This is a genomic window from Variovorax sp. P2_H12 (assembly GCF_056403395.1).
In genome coordinates this window covers 164,536-184,513 of the sequence record NZ_JBFUFO010000001.1, presented here as the reverse complement: position 1 = coordinate 184,513, position 19,978 = coordinate 164,536, and the positions used below count along the sequence as shown (strand labels likewise).

Genomic DNA, 19,978 nt, shown 5'->3' with positions numbered 1-19,978 from the left:
CGAGCTCATTACTTGGCGCCGGGCGTGTAGAGCTTGTCGAACTGCCCGCCGTCGTTGAAGTGCACCTTCTGCGCTTCGCCGAGGCCGCCGAACAGTTCCTGCACCGTGAAGAGCTGCAGCGGCTTGAAGGTCGCGGCATTCTTCTTGAGCACCGCTTCCGAACGCGGGCGCAGCGCATGCTTGGCTGCAATCTCCTGCCCCTCGTCCGAGTACAGGTAGTCGAGGTAGGCCTTGGCGAGTTCGCCGCTGCCCTTCTTGTTGACCGTGCGCTCGACGATCGCGACCGGGTTCTCGGCCAGGATGCTGATCGAGGGGTACACAGCGTCGACCTTGCCCGCACCGAACTCGCGGTCGATCGACAGCACTTCGGATTCGAAGGTGATCAGCACGTCGCCGATGCTGCGCTGCAGGAAGGCGGTGGTCGCGTCGCGGCCGCCACGGGCCAGGATCGGCACGTTCTTGAACAGCTTGCCGACGAACTCGGCCGCCTGGGCGTCGGTGCCGCCCTTCTTCTTCACGTAGCCCCAGGCCGCGAGGTAGGCGTAGCGGCCGTTGCCACCGGTCTTGGGGTTCACGACCACCACCTGCACGCCCGGCTTGATCAGGTCGTCCCAGTCCTTGATGCCCTTCGGGTTGCCGTTGCGGGTCAGGAACAGCATGGTCGAAGTGGTCGGCGATGCGTTGTACGGGAAGCGCTTGGGCCAGTCCTTGGCGACCACGCCGGCGTTGGCCAGGAAGTCGATGTCGGTCGAGGTGTTCATGGTCACCACGTCGGCATCCAGGCCGTCGGCGACCGCGCGCGCCTGGGCGCTGGAGCCGCCGTGCGCCTGGTCGATCTTGACGTCCTTGCCCGTGGTCTTCTTGTAGTGCGCCACGAAGGCCGGGTTGTAGTCCTTGTAGAACTCGCGCGCGACGTCGTAGGAGGCGTTGAGCAGCGTCGACTGTGCGGAAGCCACGCCGCTGACAGCGAGCACCAGGGTGCCGATGAGGGTCTTGATTCTGGAAGTCATAGGTTCACGAAAGGTTCTAGTTCTCGGTGGGCGGCCATCAGCGTGGTCGGCTCGTCCGTCAGCGATTGGAGCAGCGCCAGGCCCAAAGGCCAGTCGCCGTGCCCGGATTCGATGTTGATGTGGCCGGCATTCTGCATCCGAACGAATTCGCTGCCCCAGGCCCGGGCATAGGCGCCCGCCAGCCGCACCGGGCAGAACGGGTCGTTGCTGCTCGCCACGAGGATGCTGCGGTAGGGCAGCTTGGCGAACGGCACGGGAGCGAAATCGGTGAGCGCGGCGCGCCGCTCGGGGTCGGCCGGCGCCACCAGCAGCGCGCCGCCGATGCGCGCCGCGGCCGCCTCCGGCAGGTGCGTGGTGGCGATGCAGCCGAGGCTGTGGGCGACGATCACCACCGGGCCCGGGCACTCGACCACCAGCCTCTCGAGCGCGCCCACCCAGGCGGCCCGGCTCGGCGTGATCCAGTCGTCCTGCACCACGCGCACGGCGCCCTGCATCCGCTCGGCCCAGAGGCTCTGCCAATGGCCGGGGCCGGAATCGCGCCAGCCCGGCACGATGACAATGGTCGGCTTGGTCACGCAGGCTTATTTGTTCGGCTGCGGCGTCAGGCGCAGGTACGGGCGCACCGCCTTGAAGCCCTTCGGGAAGCGCTCGGCCAGTTCGGCCGGGTCCTGCAGGCTCGGGATGATGACGACGTCGTCGCCGTCCTTCCAGTTCACGGGCGTGGCCACCTTGTGGCTGTCGGTCAGCTGCAGCGAATCGATCACGCGCAGGATCTCGTCGAAATTGCGGCCGGTGCTCGCCGGGTAGGTCAGCGTGGTGCGGATCGTCTTCTTCGGATCGATGATGAAGACGCTGCGCACGGTCGCGGTGGTCGACGCGTTCGGATGGATCATGTCGTACAGGTTCGCCACCGTGCGGTCGGGGTCGGCCAGGATCGGGAAGTCGACGGTGGTGTTCTGCGTCTCGTTGATGTCGCCGATCCATTCCTTGTGCTTGTCCGCCGGATCGATGCTGATCGCGATCGGTTTCACGCCGCGCTTGGCGAATTCGCCCGACAGCGCCGCAGTCTTGCCCAATTCGGTGGTGCACACCGGTGTGAAGTCGGCGGGATGGGAGAACAGCACCACCCACGAATCGCCGGCCCACCGATGGAAGTCGATCGCGCCTTCGCTGGAGTCCTGGGTGAAATTGGGGGCGGTGTCGCCGAGTCGCAGGGTGGCCATGTTCGTTGGTTCTTGCTGGGATGGGCCGCCATTCTGCAAACCATCGCTTAAATGACAAACGAATATCTACTTGTTTGAATATGAGCTTTTGGACATAAGCGTCTTATTCCGCGAGGTGGTGCGGCTCGGCGCCGTCCAGGTTTTCGACCAGGAAATCGATCAGACGGCGCACCGCCGGCACCAGGGCGCGCCGCGCGGGGAACACGGCGTGGCAGACCCCGGGCGCCGGCCCCCAGCCCGGCAGCACCTCGAGCAGCTTGCCGGCATTGATTTCCCGGCGGCACATGTAGTCGGGCAGCACCGAGGCGCCGGTCCCCTGCACCACCGCGAACTTGAGCGTCAGCAGATCGTCGGCCACGTAGCGCGGCGTGTGGGTGTGGACGAGCACCTTGCCGTGGGGGCCCTCGAGCCGCCAGCTGGCGCGGCCATCGCCGGTCGACATCGCGACGGTGTCGAGCTTTCCCAGGTCCGCCGGCGTCGCCACCGGTCCCTGGCGCTGCAGCAGATCCGGGCTCGCCACCAGGATGCCGCGGCTGACGCCGAAGTTCTTGGCCACCAGCGTCGCGCTGTCCTCGATCGCCGGGCGCACGCGCAAGGCGAGGTCGACCCCCTCCTCGACCGGGTCGACCGGCCGGTTCAGCACGCGCATCTCGACCCGGACTTGCGGATTGCGCCGAAGGAACTCGGGCAGCAGCGGACCGACGCTGCTCTGCGCCAGCGTGACCGGACAACTCAGGCGCACCGTGCCGCTCGGCTCGGTCTGGATCTGTGCGACCGCCTCGGACGCCGCCTGCGCCGCGTCGCGCATCGCGGCGCAATGCTTGAGGTAGATCTCGCCCGCCGGCGTCAGCGACAGCCGCCGGGTGCTGCGCTGCATCAGCTGGACACCGAGCTGGGCTTCGAGCTCGGCCACCCGCCGCGACAGGCGGGACTTGGGGATGCCGAGCGCCCGGCTGGCGGCCGCGAAGCCGCCGCGCTCGGCCACTTCGGCGAAGAACACCATGTCGTTCAGGTCTTGCACGGGGTGACTGTCCTATATTTGGAACGAAGTAAGCCATTTTTACAGACTTATCATTCAATCGCCACAAAAATAGAATACTCCCAACGCCGACCGATTTCAGTGCCGGCGCTTTCAAGGAAAGCATTGATCATGAAGCTCCTGCACGTCGATTCCAGCGTCCTCGGTGGCCATTCCGTCTCCCGCCAACTCACGGCCGAAGTGGTGGCCGACTGGCGCAAGCTCCACCCGAACACGACCGTCGATTACCTCGACCTCGCGGTGGACACCCCCAACCATTTCGGCGCCGATGCGCTCGGCATCAAGGTCGGCGTCCAGGCCGAGCCCACCGAAGCCCAGCGCCGCGAGAACGAAGTCTCCGAGCGCCTGGTGAGCCAGTTCCTGGCGGCCGACGTGATCGTCGTCGGCGCCCCGCTCTACAACTTCACGGTGCCGACCCAGCTCAAGGCCTGGATCGACCGCCTGGCGCAGACCGGCCGTACTTTCAAGTACACCGACAAGGGCCCCGTCGGCCTCGCCACCGGCAAGACCGTGATCGTGGCTTCGAGCCGCGGCGGCATGTACTCGACCAGCGAAGGCGGCCAGGCGATGGAGCACCAGGAGAGCTACCTGAAGGTGGTCTTCGGCTTCTTCGGCATCACCGACGTGCGCTTCGTGCGCGCCGAAGGCGTCGGCATGGGCGATGCGGCCAAGGCTGCGGCGCTCGCCGCCGCGCGTGCCGACATCGCGGTGGCGACCGGCCAAGCGGCGAATCAGGACCAGGCCACCCTGGCGGCCTGATTCGGATCGGACGCCTTGCGCGTCCGCATGAAGGAAGGGGCGGTCCGCATCGAGCGGCCCGCCCCTTTCGGCTTTTACTTCCCCGTGTGGGTTTTGATCCAGGCCACGTACCTGTCGACCCAACCCTGCAGGAACTGCTTGCTGCCTTCGGCGATGTGGCCCTTGTCGTCGAACAGGCCCTCCTTGTTCTGCAGGAAGACTTCGGGCTGGCCGAGCGTCGGCACGTCCAGGTAGGCCAGGATGCCGCGCAGATGCTGTTGCGCCACGGCGGTGCCGACGGCGCCGACCGACACGCCGACCACGCCCGCCGGCTTGCCGGCCCAGGCGCTCTGGCCATAGGGCCGCGAGGCGTTGTCGAGTGCGTTCTTGAGGACGCCCGGAACCGAGCGGTTGTATTCGGGCGTGACGAACAGCAGGCCGTCCGCCGCGGCGACCTCGGTCTTCAGTCGCTTGACCGCAGGCGCCTGGTTGCCGTCTTCGTCCTGGTTGTACAGCGGCAGGTCGTCGATGCGCACATGCTCGAAGGTGAAATCCTCGGGCGCAAGGTGCGCAATGGCGAGCGCGAGCTTGCGGTTCAGCGAATCCTTGCGCAGGCTGCCGATGACGACGGCAATTTTTTTCTGGCTCATGAAGACTCCTAGAGAGCGGGTTGAGGGAATGGGACGATAGCTCAGGGCCCGCGCCGCTGCGGCGCATTCTGCAGGCTGGCCTGCGACACGCTGGCCCCGGGCGGCACGTCGTCGGTGATCCAGACGTTGCCGCCGATGGTCGCGCCCTTGCCCAGCGTGACTCGGCCGAGGATGGTCGCGCCGGCATAGATCACGACGTCGTCTTCCACCACCGGATGGCGCGGCAGTCCCTTCTGCAGATGGCCTTCGACGTCGGTCGGGAAGCGCTTGGCGCCGAGCGTGACGGCCTGGTAGATGCGCACCCGCTTGCCGATCACGGCGGTCTCGCCGATCACGACGCCCGTGCCGTGGTCGATGAAGAAGCCGGCGTCGATGCCGGCGCCCGGATGGATGTCGATGCCGGTCTGGCTGTGCGCAAGTTCGGCCACGATGCGCGCGAGCAGCGGCAGGCCCAGGCGATAGAGCTGGTGCGCGAGGCGGTGGTGGATCATCGCCAGCACGCCCGGGTAGCAGAGCAGCACCTCGTCGACGCTGCGGGCCGCAGGATCGCCCTGGAAGGCCGCGAGCACGTCGCCGTCGAGCAGGCGCCGGATGCCCGGCAGCGCTGCGGCGAACTCGCGCACGGCGCTGCCGGCCTGGGCGTCGATGTCCTCGATGGCGCGCGGCTGCTGGCGCGCCGTGTAACGCAACTCCAGCGTGGCCTGGGCCAGCAGCGAATTCAGCGCCGAATCCAGCGTGTAGCCGACGTAGAAATCCTCGCTCTCGTGGCGCAGGTCGGGCGGCCCGAGCCGCATCGGGAACAGCGCGCCCTTGAGCGATTCGACGATCCGGGCCAGCGCATCCCGCGAAGGGAACTCACGACTCCCCGGCTCTCGGGAGCGCCGCTGCAAATCGCGCCATTCGTCGCGCGCTTCATGCAGCGCGCTGACAATGGCATCGACATCGAACAAAGACATGCGAACTTCTCCTGTCGTGGGGCTCCGACGATGCACCATCGCGCAAGACCCCACGGCGGCCGGGTTTCTTGCCGTCAGAACTGCTTCCTCACTCTGGGCCCATCGATTTCTGCCAATGTGGTGAGAGGAATCTCTTTCCCCCTGACGAACTTCCAGTAAACGATCGACATCAGGGCGATCCACACGACCCCACCGTATAGCGCTGGCCGGGAGGCTTCGTTGACACCGAGCAGGACAATGGTGCCGACCAGGAAGCCAATGGCAGTCACCGGCGCGACGGGCCACCATGGCACCGGGAACTCGAGCCCCTTCACTTCCTCCTTCGACATTTTCCTGCGCATGCAGTAGTGCGACAACAGGATCATCAGCCACACCCAGACCGTGGCGAAAGTCGCCATGGCGGCGACGATGAAGAACAGTCCTTCAGGATAGAGCCTGTGCAGCACCACACCGAGCAGCAGGGTCGCGAGCATCACGATCACGGGGATGACGGGCACACCGGTCCGTGAAACGGTGCCAAGCGCGTCGGGCGCATGCTTGTGCTTGGCCAGGCCATACATCATTCGGGCGGCGCCGAACAGATCGCTGTTGATCGCCGATACCGCGGCGGTGATCACCACCACGTTCAGGATATGGGCGGCCGAAGAGACGCCGATGCTGCCGAAGATCTGTACCAGCGGGCTGCTCGCACCGGTGATCTCGTTCCATGGGTAGATCGACATCAGGACGAACATCGTGCCCACGTAGAAGATCAGGATCCGCGATGGAACGCTGTTGATCGCACGGGGGATGGTCTTTTCCGGCGCCTGTGCCTCGGCGGCGGTCAGGCCGATGATCTCGATGCCGCCGAAGGCGAACATCACCACAGCGAACGCCGAGACGAATCCGAACAAGCCATTCGGGAACCAGCCGCCGTGCGACCACAGGTTCGAGATGCCCGTGGCCGCATTCCGGACCGCAGTGCCATCGGAATCCGTCGAGGTGAAACCGAAAAAGATGATCCAGGCCCCGCCAACGATCATCGAGCAGATCGCGACAACCTTGATCAGCGACAACCAGAACTCCATCTCGCCGAACATCTTCACCGCACAAAGGTTCAGGCCGGCAATGATCAGTGTGATGCCGAGCGACCATATCCACGGCGGAACGTCCGGAAACCAGAGCCCCATGTAGATCGAGAACGCAATCACGTCCGCGATGCAGACCAGCACCATCTCGATGATGTAGGTCCAGCCGGTCAGGAAGCCCGCGAGCGGGCTCATGTAGTGGCTGGCATAGCCGCCGAAGGACCCGGGAAGCGGCTTGTGGAGGATCATCTCTCCCAGTGCCCGCATCACGATGAAGACCGCGGCGCCGGCCAGCAGGTAGGCGAAGATGACCGAAGGCCCCGCCAGTTGAATCGCTTTGGCAGAGCCGTAGAAAAGCCCTGTGCCGATGGCCGAACCCAGCGCGATGAACAGGATGTGGCGGCGATTCAGCCCCTGCTTCAACTCTTTGTCTTGTGTAGCTCTCATTTTTTGTTTCTCCCTTTGTTGACTCACAGTGCGGATCAGACAGTGCGCATAGGCTTCCTTTCGATTCGAAGTGGACAGAACGCCGGGTGCGGGGGGCGCAACGGCTGCGCCGAGTTTCATTTCAATGGATATACATGTATATACAGGTTAACCCGGAAGAAGAATCCGAACGAGACTCTCCTCCTGCGCGTTGCCTTCGTGGACCGGGGCTCAGAGCTTGGCGATCGACACCTCGGTCGACTTCACCAGCGCGACGACGTCGGAGCCGGGCTTGAGTTGCAGCTCGTCGACGGACCGCGTGGTGATCACCGAGGTCACGATGCCCCACGCGGTTTCGACGTCGACTTCGGAGACGACATCGCCGCGAATGATCTCGCGAACTTTGCCCTTGAACTGGTTGCGCACATTGATGGCCTGGATGGACATGGAAAACTCCTTCGGGTTGATGGGGAAAACAACGGGGTCAGACGGCCCAGCGCAGCACGTGCGCAGGTCCGTCGGCCCAACGGGTGTCGTTGGCGGGTTCGGCTTCGCCTTCGTCAGGCTTCTGCAGCACGCGGTCGAGGATCCGCTTCTCGATCGCCGCGAAGGCCGGATCGCCCTGCGACCGTGGCCGTGCCAGCGCGATGTGTTCATCGAGCGCGATGCGGCCGTCCTCGATCAGGATCACGCGATCGGCCAGCGCCACCGCTTCCTGCACGTCGTGCGTGACCAGCAGCGCGGTGAAGCGGTGGCGCAGCCACAGGCGCTCGATCAGGCGATGCATCTCGATGCGGGTGAGCGCGTCGAGCGCACCCAGCGGCTCGTCGAGCAGCAGCAGCCGCGGCTGGTGCACCAGCGCCCGGGCCAGCGCGACCCGCTGGCGCTGGCCGCCCGACAGACGTGCCGGCCACTCGCCGCGGCGCTCGGCCAGGCCCACCTGCGCCAGCACCTCCTCGCCGCGCGCCCGGCCCGCCTCGGGCAGGCCCAGCGTGACGTTGTCGAGCACGCGCCGCCACGGCAGCAGGCGCGCTTCCTGGAACATGATCCGCGTGTCGTCGTGCAGGCCGTCGATGGCCTGGCCGTCGACCTGCAGCGAACCTGCCGTGGCCTCTTCGAGACCGGCCACCAGGCGCAGCAAGGTGCTCTTGCCGCAGCCGCTGCGGCCCACGATCGCGATGAACTGGCCGGGTTCGATGGCCAGCTGCGTGTTGCGCAGCACCTCGCGCTCGCCGTAGCGTTTGCTCAAGGATCTGATGTCGAGGCGGACACCGCCTGCATCGCCGGCGTGTGTTTGCTGAAGCAGCGCACTCATTTATTCACTCCGTAGGCCGGATGCCAACGCAGCCACCAGCGTTCAAGACCGCGTGCGAACAGGTCGGCCAGCTTGCCGAGCAGCGCGTACAGCAGGATGCCCACCAGCACGATGTCGGTCTGCAGGAACTCCCGCGCATTCATCGTGAGGTAGCCGATGCCCGACTGCGCCGAGATGGTCTCGGCCACGATAAGGATCACCCACATGAGGCCCAGCGAGAAGCGCAGACCGACCAGGATCGAGGACATCGCGCCCGGCAGGATCACTTCCCGGTAGAGCTGCCAGCGCGTGAGGCCGTAGGTGCGGCCCATCTCGATCAGGTGCGGATCGACATTGCGGATGCCGTGGAAGGTGTTGAGGTAGACCGGGAAGAACACCGACACCGCGATCAGGAACAGTTTGGCCGATTCGTCGATGCCGAACCACAGGATCACCAGCGGGATCAGCGCCAGCGCCGGAATGTTGCGCACCATCTGCAGGGTCGAGTCGAGCAGCGTCTCGGCGAATCTCACCGAACCGGTCAGGAGGCCCAGCGCGAGCCCGAGTCCGCCGCCGATCACCAGCCCGATCAGCGCCCGTGCCGCGCTCACCTTGACGTGGGTCCAGAGTTCGCCCGAGGCCGTGAGCCGCCACGCGGCCTTGACCACGTCGATGGGCGCCGGCAGCACGCGGGTGGAGAGCCAGCCGAGCGACGACGCAGCCTGCCACGCGACGACCAGCGCGACGGGCACCAGCCACGGGACCAACCGCCGGGCGACGCCGATGGCGAAGCCCCTGACGGCATCCAGCGAGGGCGCGGCCACGGGCAAGGCCTGTACTTGTTGATTCATGCGTGTCCTTCAGCTCTGGGAGACGAGCCGCGAAGGCGCATCGAGATTGGCGACCACTTCGCCGAATGGCCCGCCCGGCCCCGGGCCCGGCAGGCCCGGGCGGTGCTTGCGCGGCAGCAGCGGGAACACCAGCTCGGCGAAGCGATAGGACTCCTCCAGATGCGGGTAGCCCGAGAGGATGAAGTGGTCGATCCCGAGCGCTGCGTATTCCTCGATGCGCGCCGCGACGGTCTTCGGATCGCCCACCAGCGCGGTGCCTGCGCCGCCGCGCACCAGCCCGACGCCGGCCCACAGGTTGGGGCTGATCTCGAGCTCCGCACGGGTGCGCCGGGCGCCGCCGGCGTGCAGCGCGGCCATCCGGCGCTGGCCTTCGGAATCCATGCGCGCGAAGGCGGCCTGGGCGCGGATCACAGTCTGGTCGTCGACCCGGCTGATCAGCGATTCGGCGGCCCGCCAGGCTTCGTCCTCGGTCTCGCGCACGATCACATGCAGGCGGATGCCGAACTTCACCGCCCTCTCCTTGCGATGGGCGCGCTCTCGCACGTCGGCGATCTTCTTCGCCACCTCGGCCGGCGGTTCGCCCCATGTGAGGTAGGCATCGACCTGCTCGGCCGCCAGGTCGTGCGCCGCAGCCGACGAGCCGCCGAACCATACCGGCGGATGAGGCTTCTGGACCGGCGGGAACAGCAGCTTGGCGCCCTTCACGCGCAGGTGCTCGCCGTCGTAGTCGAAGCTCTGGCTGTCATGGCTGCGCGTGATGATCTCGCGCCAGATGCGGATGAACTCGGCCGACTGCGCGTAGCGTTCGGCATGGCCGAGGAACACGCCGTCGCCCTCGAGTTCGGCCTGGTCGCCACCGGTCACGAGGTTCACCAGCAGGCGCCCGCCCGACAGCCGGTCGAAGCTCGCGGCCATGCGCGCGGCCAGGCCCGGCTGATGCAGCCCGGGCCGCACCGCGACCAGGAACTTGAGCCGCCGGGTCGCACCGATCAGGCTCGAGGCGATGACCCAGGGGTCTTCGCACGAGCGGCCGGTCGGAATCAGCACGCCTTCATAGCCGAGCGAGTCGGCCGCGCCGGCGATCTGCTGCAGGTAGTCCAGGTCGACCGCGCGCGCGCCCTCGGTGGTGCCGAGGTAGCGGCTGTCGCCGTGGGTGGGCAGGAACCAGAAGATTTGCATGGGAATTCTCAAGTCTTAGTCAGTTGAGGACAGAGCAAAAACTGCTGCGCAGTTTCTTGGTCTGTCCCGCAAGGTCTCAGGACGTGCCCGCGGCCGCGGCGTCGAGCAGGTTGATCTTCTTGGGGATCAGCCCGAGCGCGAGGAAGGTGTCGGCGATCTGCTGCTGCTCGGCCAGGATCGCCCTGGTGATCGGGCCGGTGCCGAACCGGGTGCGCGACACCGAGAGCTCGACCACCGGTTGCGGCAGGCCCCACAGCGCCGCGAGTTCGGCCGCGAAGGCACCCTTGTTGGCCTGGGCCCACTGGTCGACCTTGTCGAGCTCCTCGATCAGGATCTTGATCACGTCGGTGTTCCTGCCGGCATAGTCGAGCGACGAGAAGTAGAAGGCCCGGTTGCCCACCACGCCGGCCGCGTCCGCGAGCAGCCTGGCGTCGAGCGTCTTCTGCGCCGCCGCGAGGAACGGATCCCAGATCACCCAGGCGTCGATCGAGCCTTTCTCGAAGGCCGCGCGTGCATCGGCCGGCGGCAGGAAGACGACGTTGACGTCGCCATAGGCGAGGCCGTGCTTCTCGAGCAGCTTGACCAGGAAGTAGTGGACATTGCTGCCCTTGTTGAGCGCGACCTTCCGGCCCTTGAGGTCCTTGACCGACTGGAGGGTCGAGGCCTTCGGCACGATCACCGCTTCGGATTGCGGACGCGGCACGGTCGCCGCCACATAGGCCAGCGGGGCGCCCGCGGCCTGCGCGAAGATCGGCGGCGCCTCGCCGACATCGCCGAAGTCGATCGAGCCGACATTCAGCGCTTCGAGCTGCACCGGCCCCGCGGTGAACTCGGTCCACTTGATGCTGACGCCCAAGGGCGCGAGGCGTTTCTCGAGCGTGCCGCGGCCCTTGAGCAGGCTCAGGTTGCCCTTCTGGTTGCCGATGCGCAGCGTGCGCGCGGGAGCCTGGGCGAAGGCGGCGAACGCCGGCAGCGCAGCGGCTGCGGCTGCGCCCTGGATCAGTCGTCGGCGGATCGATGAATGCGAGGTCATGGTGATGCTTTCGTTCGGAGGGCAGGAGTTACAGGGGAGCAGCCGTGGTCGCGAGGAAGCCGGTGATCAGCGCGACCGCGGCCACCACCAGCAGGCTGATCGCGAGGTCGGCCAGGATCCAGCGCAGCGGGCGCGAATCCTGGATGTCGTCGGTGAAAACGGGCGGCATGTGCTTCTTTCAGGCAAAGGAAGTCCCGCGCCGCTGGGCGGCGAGTTCGTTCGGGACGGGGTTCTGGGTGAAGGGGCGCCGCGCAGGACGCCAGGCGCGTCAGACGCTACATCGCACGCGCGCGAAGTCGATCGCCTCGAAGCCCCAGGCCGGCGGCAGCCTGAGCCCCTCGCTCGCCAGCGTCTCGACCGCGTCGTCGAGGCGCTGCGCGAGCTCGGCCTGCAGCTGGTAGGCGCCCTCGGGCTGCAGCGTCACCTGGCCGTCGGTCGCATAGACGCCCGGAAGGATGTGCCGTGCCGCCAGCGACTGCAGCACCGGGCGCAGCGCATAGTCGAGCGCCAGCATGTGATGCGGACTGCCGCCGGTGGCCAGCGGCAGCACGGTCTTTCCCTTCAGCGCGGTCTGCGGCAGCAGGTCGAGGAAGACCTTGAGCACGCCGCTGTAGGCCGCCTTGTAGACCGGCGTCGCGATCACGACCACATCGGCGCGTCGCAGCTGGTCGACCGCATGCTGCACCGACGGGTGCGAGGCCTCGCCGAGCAGCAGGGCATGCGCCGCGAGTTCGCGGATCGCGAGCCGCTCGACCGGCACATGCCGCTCGGCGAGCCGCGCGGCCACCGCATCGAGCAGCACCGCCGAACGCGAGGGCGCTGAGGGACTGCCGGCAATCAGGAGAACGGACATCGTGGCCTTGCGCGTGCGTTACTTCTGCTTGCTCAGGTAGATCTGGTCGAAGGACCCGCCGTCGGCGAAGTGCGCCTTGTCGGCCTTGGCCCAGCCGCCGAAGGCCTCGTCGATCGTGAACAGCGTGAGCTTCGGGAACTGCGTCGCGTACTTGGCCTTCGCCTTGTCGGAGGTCGGGCGGTAGTAGTTGCGGCCCGCCACATCCTGGCCCTCGTCCGAATAGAGGTACTTGAGGTATTCCTCGGCCACGGCGCGCGTGCCCTTCTTGTCGACCACCTTGTCGACCACGGTCACGGTGGGTTCGGCCAGGATGCTGATCGAAGGCACGACGATGTCGAACTTGTCGCGGCCGAATTCCTTCAGCGCCAGGAAGGCCTCGTTCTCCCACGCGAGCAGCACGTCGCCGACGCCGCGCTGCACGAAGGTGATGGTCGAGCCGCGCGCGCCGGTGTCGAGCACCGGCACGTTCTTGTAGAGGCTGCCGACGAACTCCTTGGCCTTGGCCTCGCTGCCGTACTTGCGCTTGGCGAATTCCCACGCTGCCAGGTAGTTCCAGCGCGCGCCGCCCGAGGTCTTCGGGTTCGGCGTGATCACCTGCACGCCCGCCTTGGCCAGGTCGTCCCAGTCCTTCAGGCCCTTGGGGTTGCCCTTCTTCACAAGGAAGACGATGGTCGAGGTGTAGGGCGCCGAGTTGTGCGGCAGGCGTTTCTGCCAGTCGGGCTTGACCAGGCCGCCGTGCGTGACCAGCGCGTCGGTGTCGCCGGCCAGGGCCAGCGTGGCGACATCGGCGTCGATGCCGTCGATGATCGAGCGCGCCTGCTTGCCGGAGCCGCCGTGCGACTGCTTGACCGTGACGTCCTGGCCGGTCTTGGCCTTCCAGTACTTGGCGAAGGCCTGGTTGTAGTCGACGTAGAGCTCGCGGGTCGGGTCGTAGGAGACGTTGAGGAGTGTCACGCCCTGCGCGAACGACGGCATTGCCGTCAGGGCGATGCTGGCGGCAGCGGCGGCGCCGAGGGAAAGCTTGATAAAGTCGCGGCGAAGGCGCATGGTCTTGTGCTCGTAAATGGCATAAAGCTGAAGCCACGTATTCTGGATACGGCATATGGAATCGAGAACGACCGAGTTCTCAGTTCCAAATAACGAAATCAACTAAGACATCCACAAAGGCATCCAAAATGGCACGTATGGTCCAGTGCATCAAGCTCGGCAAAGAGGCCGAAGGCCTCGACTTCCCGCCCTACCCCGGCGAGCTCGGCAAGCGACTGTGGGAAAACGTCAGCAAGGAGGCCTGGGCCGCCTGGCTCAAGCAGCAGACCATGCTGGTCAACGAGAACCGCCTGAACCTGGCCGATGCGCGCGCCCGCCAGTACCTGGCGCGGCAGATGGAAAAGCACTTCTTCGGTGAAGGCGCCGACGTCGCGCAGGGCTACGTGCCGCCGCCCGCCGCCTGAGCCTTTCGGGTTTCCGTCCCCATGGCCGAGCCCGTCGATTGGCGCGCCGACGGCAATCCGCGCAGCGCGCGATTCGACGACATCTACCACTCCGAAAGCGGCGCACCGGCGCAGGCCCGGCAGGTGTTCCTGGGCGGATGCGGCCTGCCCGCGGCCTGGGCCCGCCAGCCGCAATGGCGGATTCTCGAAACCGGATTCGGTTTCGGACTCAGCTTCCTGACCAGCTGGCAGGCCTGGCGCGAGGATCCCGAGCGCCCGCGCCTGCTGCACTTCGTCTCGATCGAGGCCTTCCCGGTCTCGCGCGACGATCTGCTGCGCGCCGCCACCGCCTACCCGGAGCTTCTTCCCCTGGCCGAGTCGCTGGCGGCGCAGTGGCACGGCCTGCTGCCCGGCTTCCACCGCCTGTCGTTCGACGAAGGACAGGTGCTGCTGACGCTGTGCATCGGCGACGTCCAGCCCATGCTGCGGGCCCAGCGTTTCGAGGCCGACAGCATCTTCCTGGACGGCTTCAATCCCCAGCGCAATCCGGCCATGTGGTCGGCCGACACGCTCAAGGCGGTGTCGCGCTTCGCCCGGCGCGGCACGCGGCTCGCCACCTGGACGATTGCGCGCGCGGTCTGCGACACGCTGGCGCAAAACGGCTTCCAGCTCACCAAGGCGCCCGGCCTGCCGCCCAAGCGGGACCGCCTGCAAGGCGTGTTCGAGCCGGCCTGGCAAATCCGGCAGCGCGGGCCCGGACCGACCCAGCCGGCGACGGCTGGCCGTTGCGCGGTCATCGGCGCCGGCCTGGCCGGCGCGGCGGTCTCGGCCAGCCTGGCGCGCCGGGGCTGGGAGGTGCAGGTGCTCGAAGCAGCCGATCATCCGGCGGCCGGCGCATCCAGCCTGCCGGCCGGGTTGCTGGCGCCGCATGTCTCGCCCGACGACGCTCTGCTCTCGCGCCTGACGCGCGCCGGCATTCGCGCCACCTGGCAGCAGTTGGCGCAGTGGCTGGTGGAAGGCTCGGACTGGCGCGCGAGCGGCGTGCTCGAGCGGCGGGCCGCCGGCGACGATCGCCTGCCGGCCGGCTGGTCCGCCGAAGGGCCCAACGAGTCGTGGCATGCCGGTGCGGACCGGCTTCGCGCGTCAGGCCTGCCGGCCGGTTCCGCGGCCCTCTGGCATGCGCGCGCCGGCTGGGTCCGGCCGGCGCGGCTGGTCGAGACCTGGCTCGCCCGGCCCGGCATCCGCGTGCAGACCGGCTGTCGCGTGGCACGGATCGAGCGCATCGGCACCGACCGCCCGCAATGGGCCCTGCGTGACGCGAGCGGCAAACTGCTGGCCGAGGCCGACCGGGTCGTCATCGCGGCCGGCTTCGAGAGCCGCGCGCTGGCGCCCGACTATCCCCTGCAACCCGTGCGCGGCCAGGTCGAGTGGGGCCGCATGACGGGCGACCTGCGCCTGCCCGACGCGCCGGTGAACGGCGACGGCCACCTGATCGCGGGCGTGCCCGGGGCCGGGGGCGCCCTGTGGTGCGCAGGCGCCACCTTCGACCGCGACAGCATCGATGCCTCGCCGCGCGCCGCCGACACCGCCTTCAATCGCGAGCGGCTGGCGCGGCTGCTGCCCGAGGCCGCGGCGCAGCTCGATCGCGCATTCGCGGACGGCGCCACCCAGGCCTGGACCGGCGTGCGCTGCGCCTCGGCGGATCGACGGCCGCTGGTGGGCCCGCTGTCGCCCGAACTGGCCGACGGCATCTGGCTCTGCACCGCCCTCGGCTCGCGCGGACTCAGCTTCGCGGCGCTGTGCGCCGAGCTGCTTGCCGCGCGCTGGCACGGCGAGCCATTGCCGCTGCCGCTCAAGCTGGCGCAGGCGCTGGACAGCGTGCGAGCGGTCGATCAGAGGTTGGCCAGCGCCATGTAGTCGAGCAGGGTCGAGCCGCCCAGCGTCGCGAAAGGCAGCAGCACGGCCTTCAGCAGCGGCTGTTGCCAGAACGGCGCGAAGGCGCCTTCCTGGAGCCCCTCCACCCGCGCCTGAAGCAGCTTGAGCTGCTCGACCGTCGGTTCATCGGCAGCCGGCGACGTGCTCGAAACGAGGTCGGCGCGGCCGGCATGGGCCCGCATCAGCGCATCCCGGATCTGGTCGAGCGCGCTGCGGCGCGAGGCCTCGGCCCCCAGCCTCAGCGCCAGCGCACAGCCCACCGCGATCGCCGCACCCGCGGCGGCCAGCACGATGGTGCTGGTCGGCATGAACCAGTCGTCGAAGGCGGCACTGCGCGACAACAGCAGCAGCGACAGAACGATGAACGGGAAGTAGATCAGGCGGGTGACGCAACGCGTGCGCAGCGCAATGAACCGAAGGTCGATCCAGCTGTCGAGGAACTCGCTGGGAATGCCGAGTCGGCGCTGGAAGGCTTCCTTGGTGGAAGTCGGCCAGTTGGCTGCCTGCTGGCGCAGGCCGGTGACGAAGCCGACACACAGCGTGGTGGCGTCGACCACGAAGAACTCCAGGTAGTACATCGCCACCACGGCCGGGACCAGCAGCGCCCTGTGCACCTGGCGCGAGAGCTCGCCGCGCTGCGGCACGAACAGGTCTTCGCCGAGGGCCTGCATCAGCAGCCAGCTCAGGCCCAGCATCAGCGCGACGAAAACCGTGGTCCGCACCAGCCGCGCGCTCAGGCGGTTCTGCACGATGTGCCGCTTCCAGAAGTCGAGCGCCACCGCCGGCATCCCAAAGCCCGGCAGGGTCTGCGGCGCCGATCGGGGCACGAACTCGAGCCAGAACATGCACAGCAGCCGCTCCCACCAGGGCAAGCCGGCATCGACCGCGCGCTGCTCGGCCACCAGCTCGCGTCGCGTCGGGCCCAGGCGAAACTGGCCGCTGATCTCGTCGAGATTGCGGTCCAGCATGGTCCAGCCGCGCAGCAGCAGGTAGAGACACAGCAGCAGCGCGAACAGGCGGATGCCTTCGGTGGGCCAGAGGCTGATGCCCTCGAAAGCCACCAGCGGCTTGCCGTCGCGCGTCAGCCAGTCGGCGAAGGGCAGCCACTGCGACGCCAACCACCAGGGCAGCGCGAACTGCAGCAGCCCCAGTGCCAGGGCGAGCGCACCGTACCGCAGCAGCCGCCCGGGCGGACCCGCGGCGCCGGCGACGAAGCCCGCCAGTGCGCGCCGCGCCGCGCGGCTGAGCCACAGCGCGGGTGCCCACAGCGCCAGCAGCGCCGCGCTCAGGATCAGCGCCAGCATCGCTCGGCGAGGCTCCGGATAGCGCGGCGAGCCCGGTGGATGGATGTGCTCGCAACTCATCCAGTCCCGCTCCCTGCACGGCTTGACCTGGGCCTCGCCGTCGCTGAAGTCGAAGGCCATGGTTCGCCCGATCTCGAAGATGCGTGGTGTGTCGAACCAGCTGCTCCTGATGTCCGCCTGGGTCACCGATCGGCGGGCGCCGTCGTCGTGCGCCGCCGAGAAGCCGGCACGCTGCGCATCGTCCATCGCGATGCGTGTCGAGAAGAAGGCCGAGGTCTGGTAGCTGTCGCGAAACGGCGGTGCACCGCCCTGCAGCCGGCTGTCGAGACTGAGTCCGAAGTTCGATACGACGATCAGGTTCCGGCTCCAGGCCTGTTCGCGCGGATGCAGGAAGCGGGCGTCGAGATCGGTGGTGAAGAAGATCGCGTTGGGAAACTCGGGCTGCAGGGCCTGCAGCACCAGCAGCTTGTCGTGCACGTCATTGCCAAGCACCCCGATCGCGCGCAGGCCGCGTCCGTCGGGACTGGACTTTCGCACCCTCCGGTCCTGCGCATGCATCTGCACGGCCAGCCGGCGCAGGTAGTCGAACTGGCTCTGGCCTTCGGCGCGCTCGACGAAGGTGCCGTCCTTGCGGCGGGCCGCATCCTTGTCGTTCGGCGCCGGCTTGCCGTTGTCGCCGGCACCCGCGGCGCTGTCGGTGCCGCCGGCGGCAGGCAACTGGCCATCGAGCCCGCGCACGTAGTTGAAGCGGTCGACGCAGAAGCCCGGCTCGCCCTTCTTCGCCATGAAGGCGCGCCGAAGACTGCGACCGTACAGCGTGTCCCATTCGGCGACCACCGCGATGTGGCTCGGCGAGCCCGGCTGCGCATCGCCCTGGGGACGGCAGGTGGCCGCGTAGCCGCCCGCGATCTCGGCGCCCTCGTTGGCTTCCAGCGGGCGCGCGACCAGGCCGCGGCGCACCAGCTCGCCGACCAGGCTGGAGACCAGTTGCTGGTCGCTGCCGATGGTCCTGACCAGCGACACGCCCTTGGCCGCCAGGAAGTCGGACAGGTTCGATTGGCCGTCGTCGTCGGCCTTGTTCTCCAGCAACGTGCCGTCGGGCACCGTCGCGTAGTGCGAGTAGTAGCTGACCCGCTTCAATCCGAACGATGCGGGCTGGAAGTCCCGCGCCACCGTCTCCTCGACCATCGCCTTGAGGCCGTCCGACCCCCACGGGCCGAGCACCCGCCAGTTCACCCGCGCCGGCTCGAACGCGCGGGTCAGGTCCTTCATGCGTTGCAGCGGATGGTCGGCGAAGGCCTCGCTCTGCAGCCACATCACGAGCACGGCCGGGCGGGGCCGGTCGCCCTCGCGCGGGCGCATGTCGGCGGCGGGCTCGAACCACTCGTAGGGCACAGCCTCCTGCAGGCGGGTCATCGCCGAACTCGCGGGCGGCGGTATGAAGTAGCCCAGATGCTCGTTGTCCACGGGCGCATAGCCGCTGACGTTGAGGCCGGCCAGCACGGCATAGCGCGTACGGCGACGACTTTCCACGCTGTCCGAGTACGGACCGCCGCCGAGCATGACGGCGAGGATCTCCACGCCCTCGCGGCCCCGGACGGCCTCGGCCAGTTTCTCCGCGCTGCGCTGCTGCGCTTCGTCTTCGGCCGTCTTGGGCGGCATCTTCTTGCGGGCCTCGGCCCGCCCCTTGGCAACGGCGCCGAAGGGGTCCTGCCACAGGCGCGCATCGATGTCCTGCAGCGAGAAGTGCTGTTCCATCCGCTGATCGCCCGCCGGCGGGCGATGGGTCTCCAGCGGGATCTCGCGCACGAACAGTGCACCGGTGGCCAGCAGCAACACGGCGATCAGGCCGTTTCCGGAGAGCCCTCCGGCGCCGGATTTCGACTCCTTGTCCATGCGGCCCCCTGTCTCGCTGCCCGGGATGCGGCAGGCCTGCTCATTTCACACCCTGGTCCCGGTCCGACGCATCCCCAAATGGAACGAAAACGCCGGCGCGGCCACAATGTCCCATGGTCATCCAGTACAACATCACCCACACCACCGTCTACCGCTACCGGACGCCCGTCACCTTCGGGCTGCATCGCGTGATGTTCAGGCCGCGCGACAGCCACGACCTGCGGGTGCTCGCGACCGACCTGGAAGTCAGCCCCAAGGCCTACGTGCGGATGATCCAGGACCCGCATTCCAACTCGGTGGCGCTGGTGCAGCCGATGGGCGAGGCGACCGAGCTGCGCATCGTCTGCTCCTTCACCATCGAGCACGTGCCCGCGCGGCTGGATGAACTGGCGCTGGAGCCTTCGGCGGAACTGCTGCCCTTTGCCTATTCGCTACAGGACCGACTCGATCTCGAGCACTACCTGCGACCGCACCACGACGACCCCGACGGCACGCTGATCCGCTGGGCGCACCAGTTCCTCCATACCGACCAGCCCAACAGCACGCGCGAGGTGCTGACGCGCATGAACGCGCACATCGGCCAGAGCCTGGGCTATGTCGCGCGCGACGAGGAAGGCACGCAGACACCGCTGCAGACACTGGCGCTGGGCAGCGGCAGCTGCCGCGACTACGCGCTCCTGATGATGGAGGCCGCGCGCCGCCTGGGCGTCGCGACACGCTTCGTGTCGGGCTATCTCTACGACGCGGCACTCGACACCGGCGAAGCGGAGCCGGGACAGGCAGTCACCGGTTCCGGCAGCACGCATGCGTGGCTGCACGCCTACCTGCCGGGCGCCGGCTGGATCGCCTTCGATCCCACCAACAATCTCATGGGGAGCACCCAGTTGATTCGCGTCGGCGTCGCCCGCGACCCGGCCCTGGCGGCGCCGATCTCGGGCAGCTGGTACGGCGACGCCGAGGCCTATGAGGGGCTGGAGGCGAGCGTGGTGGTGCGGCGAGTGACGAGCTGAGCCCCCGCAGGAAGCGTCGCTTGCAGGCGCCTCATGACATTCGCGTGTCGGTCGCATGAAGCTTTCATGAAGTTGCCGGCACGC

The 19,978-nt window shown here is 67.8% G+C and carries 20 protein-coding genes; 4 read left to right on the top strand and 16 right to left on the bottom strand.

The genetic code is table 11. The annotated features are described in order from the left end of the window. Positions 1-8: 8 nt before the first annotated feature. The 4 genes from AC1DYK_RS00970 to AC1DYK_RS00955 all read right to left on the bottom strand — a co-directional run bounded on the left by AC1DYK_RS00970 (position 9) and on the right by AC1DYK_RS00955 (position 3,254). A complete protein-coding gene (locus AC1DYK_RS00970; RefSeq protein ID WP_478164554.1) occupies positions 9-1,010 on the bottom strand; it encodes a sulfate ABC transporter substrate-binding protein in 1,002 nt (333 codons plus the stop codon). After that, on the bottom strand, positions 1,007-1,585 hold the full coding sequence (locus AC1DYK_RS00965) for an RBBP9/YdeN family alpha/beta hydrolase (protein ID WP_478164553.1): 579 nt from the start codon (positions 1,583-1,585) through the stop codon (positions 1,007-1,009). Before AC1DYK_RS00965 ends, AC1DYK_RS00970 begins: the two co-directional genes overlap by 4 nt. A gap of 6 nt (positions 1,586-1,591) precedes the next feature. Beyond that, on the bottom strand, positions 1,592-2,233 hold the full coding sequence (locus AC1DYK_RS00960) for a peroxiredoxin (protein ID WP_478164552.1): 642 nt from the start codon (positions 2,231-2,233) through the stop codon (positions 1,592-1,594). A gap of 103 nt (positions 2,234-2,336) precedes the next feature. After that, entirely contained in the window at positions 2,337-3,254 is a 918-nt protein-coding gene (locus tag AC1DYK_RS00955; protein ID WP_478164551.1) for a LysR family transcriptional regulator, read from the bottom strand. Between the two features lie 129 nt (positions 3,255-3,383). On the opposite strand from AC1DYK_RS00955, the gene AC1DYK_RS00950 reads away from it, so the two are divergent. After that, entirely contained in the window at positions 3,384-4,031 is a 648-nt protein-coding gene (locus AC1DYK_RS00950) for an FMN-dependent NADH-azoreductase (RefSeq protein ID WP_478164550.1), read from the top strand. A 74-nt stretch (positions 4,032-4,105) separates the two neighbouring features. Here AC1DYK_RS00950 and AC1DYK_RS00945 read toward each other — a convergent pair whose 3' ends face one another. The 11 genes from AC1DYK_RS00945 to AC1DYK_RS00895 all read right to left on the bottom strand — a co-directional run bounded on the left by AC1DYK_RS00945 (position 4,106) and on the right by AC1DYK_RS00895 (position 13,366). Next, entirely contained in the window at positions 4,106-4,660 is a 555-nt protein-coding gene (locus AC1DYK_RS00945; protein ID WP_478156747.1) for an NADPH-dependent FMN reductase, read from the bottom strand. Positions 4,661-4,701: 41 nt separating this feature from the next. Continuing rightward, complete coding sequence (gene epsC, locus AC1DYK_RS00940) at positions 4,702-5,616, bottom strand: serine O-acetyltransferase EpsC (RefSeq protein ID WP_478164549.1); 915 nt, start codon at positions 5,614-5,616, stop codon at positions 4,702-4,704. A 74-nt stretch (positions 5,617-5,690) separates the two neighbouring features. After that, positions 5,691-7,130 (bottom strand): amino acid permease, encoded by a 1,440-nt coding sequence (locus AC1DYK_RS00935; protein WP_478164657.1) that lies wholly within the window; start codon positions 7,128-7,130, stop codon positions 5,691-5,693. A gap of 210 nt (positions 7,131-7,340) precedes the next feature. Then, positions 7,341-7,556, bottom strand: coding sequence for a TOBE domain-containing protein (locus AC1DYK_RS00930; RefSeq protein WP_028250350.1), 216 nt, complete (start codon positions 7,554-7,556; stop codon positions 7,341-7,343). 37 nt (positions 7,557-7,593) lie between these two features. After that, complete coding sequence (locus AC1DYK_RS00925; RefSeq protein WP_478164548.1) at positions 7,594-8,424, bottom strand: ATP-binding cassette domain-containing protein; 831 nt, start codon at positions 8,422-8,424, stop codon at positions 7,594-7,596. Then, positions 8,421-9,254 (bottom strand): aliphatic sulfonate ABC transporter permease SsuC, encoded by an 834-nt coding sequence (gene ssuC / locus AC1DYK_RS00920; protein ID WP_478164547.1) that lies wholly within the window; start codon positions 9,252-9,254, stop codon positions 8,421-8,423. The genes AC1DYK_RS00925 and ssuC overlap by 4 nt, the downstream gene beginning before the upstream one ends. Positions 9,255-9,263: 9 nt before the next feature. Beyond that, a complete protein-coding gene (gene ssuD, locus AC1DYK_RS00915; protein WP_478164546.1) occupies positions 9,264-10,433 on the bottom strand; it encodes an FMNH2-dependent alkanesulfonate monooxygenase in 1,170 nt (389 codons plus the stop codon). 76 nt (positions 10,434-10,509) lie between these two features. Next, on the bottom strand, positions 10,510-11,466 hold the full coding sequence (locus AC1DYK_RS00910; protein ID WP_478164545.1) for a sulfonate ABC transporter substrate-binding protein: 957 nt from the start codon (positions 11,464-11,466) through the stop codon (positions 10,510-10,512). Positions 11,467-11,494: 28 nt separating this feature from the next. After that, positions 11,495-11,635, bottom strand: coding sequence for a hypothetical protein (locus AC1DYK_RS00905; protein WP_478164544.1), 141 nt, complete (start codon positions 11,633-11,635; stop codon positions 11,495-11,497). 99 nt (positions 11,636-11,734) lie between these two features. Next, on the bottom strand, positions 11,735-12,319 hold the full coding sequence (ssuE, locus tag AC1DYK_RS00900; protein WP_478164543.1) for an NADPH-dependent FMN reductase: 585 nt from the start codon (positions 12,317-12,319) through the stop codon (positions 11,735-11,737). Between the two features lie 18 nt (positions 12,320-12,337). Next, positions 12,338-13,366, bottom strand: coding sequence for a sulfate ABC transporter substrate-binding protein (locus AC1DYK_RS00895; RefSeq protein WP_478164542.1), 1,029 nt, complete (start codon positions 13,364-13,366; stop codon positions 12,338-12,340). Between the two features lie 128 nt (positions 13,367-13,494). Between AC1DYK_RS00895 and AC1DYK_RS00890 the strand changes: the two genes are divergently transcribed. Both AC1DYK_RS00890 and mnmC read left to right on the top strand, forming a co-directional pair. Continuing rightward, the gene (locus AC1DYK_RS00890) at positions 13,495-13,770 is read left to right on the top strand and encodes an oxidative damage protection protein (RefSeq protein ID WP_478156751.1); all 276 of its coding nucleotides are present in this window, start codon (positions 13,495-13,497) and stop codon (positions 13,768-13,770) included. Between the two features lie 21 nt (positions 13,771-13,791). Next, entirely contained in the window at positions 13,792-15,666 is a 1,875-nt protein-coding gene (mnmC, locus tag AC1DYK_RS00885; protein WP_478164541.1) for a bifunctional tRNA (5-methylaminomethyl-2-thiouridine)(34)-methyltransferase MnmC2/FAD-dependent 5-carboxymethylaminomethyl-2-thiouridine(34) oxidoreductase MnmC1, read from the top strand. Here the strand turns inward: mnmC and AC1DYK_RS00880 are convergent. Further along, a complete protein-coding gene (locus tag AC1DYK_RS00880) occupies positions 15,642-18,884 on the bottom strand; it encodes a hypothetical protein (protein WP_478164540.1) in 3,243 nt (1,080 codons plus the stop codon). The genes mnmC and AC1DYK_RS00880 overlap by 25 nt on opposite strands. A 113-nt stretch (positions 18,885-18,997) precedes the next feature. Here AC1DYK_RS00880 and AC1DYK_RS00875 point away from each other — a divergent pair, with 113 nt between their 5' ends. Next, positions 18,998-19,894 carry a transglutaminase family protein gene (locus AC1DYK_RS00875; protein WP_478164539.1) on the top strand — a complete coding sequence of 299 codons (897 nt, stop codon included), beginning with the start codon at positions 18,998-19,000 and terminating at the stop codon, positions 19,892-19,894. Positions 19,895-19,978 lie beyond the last annotated feature (84 nt).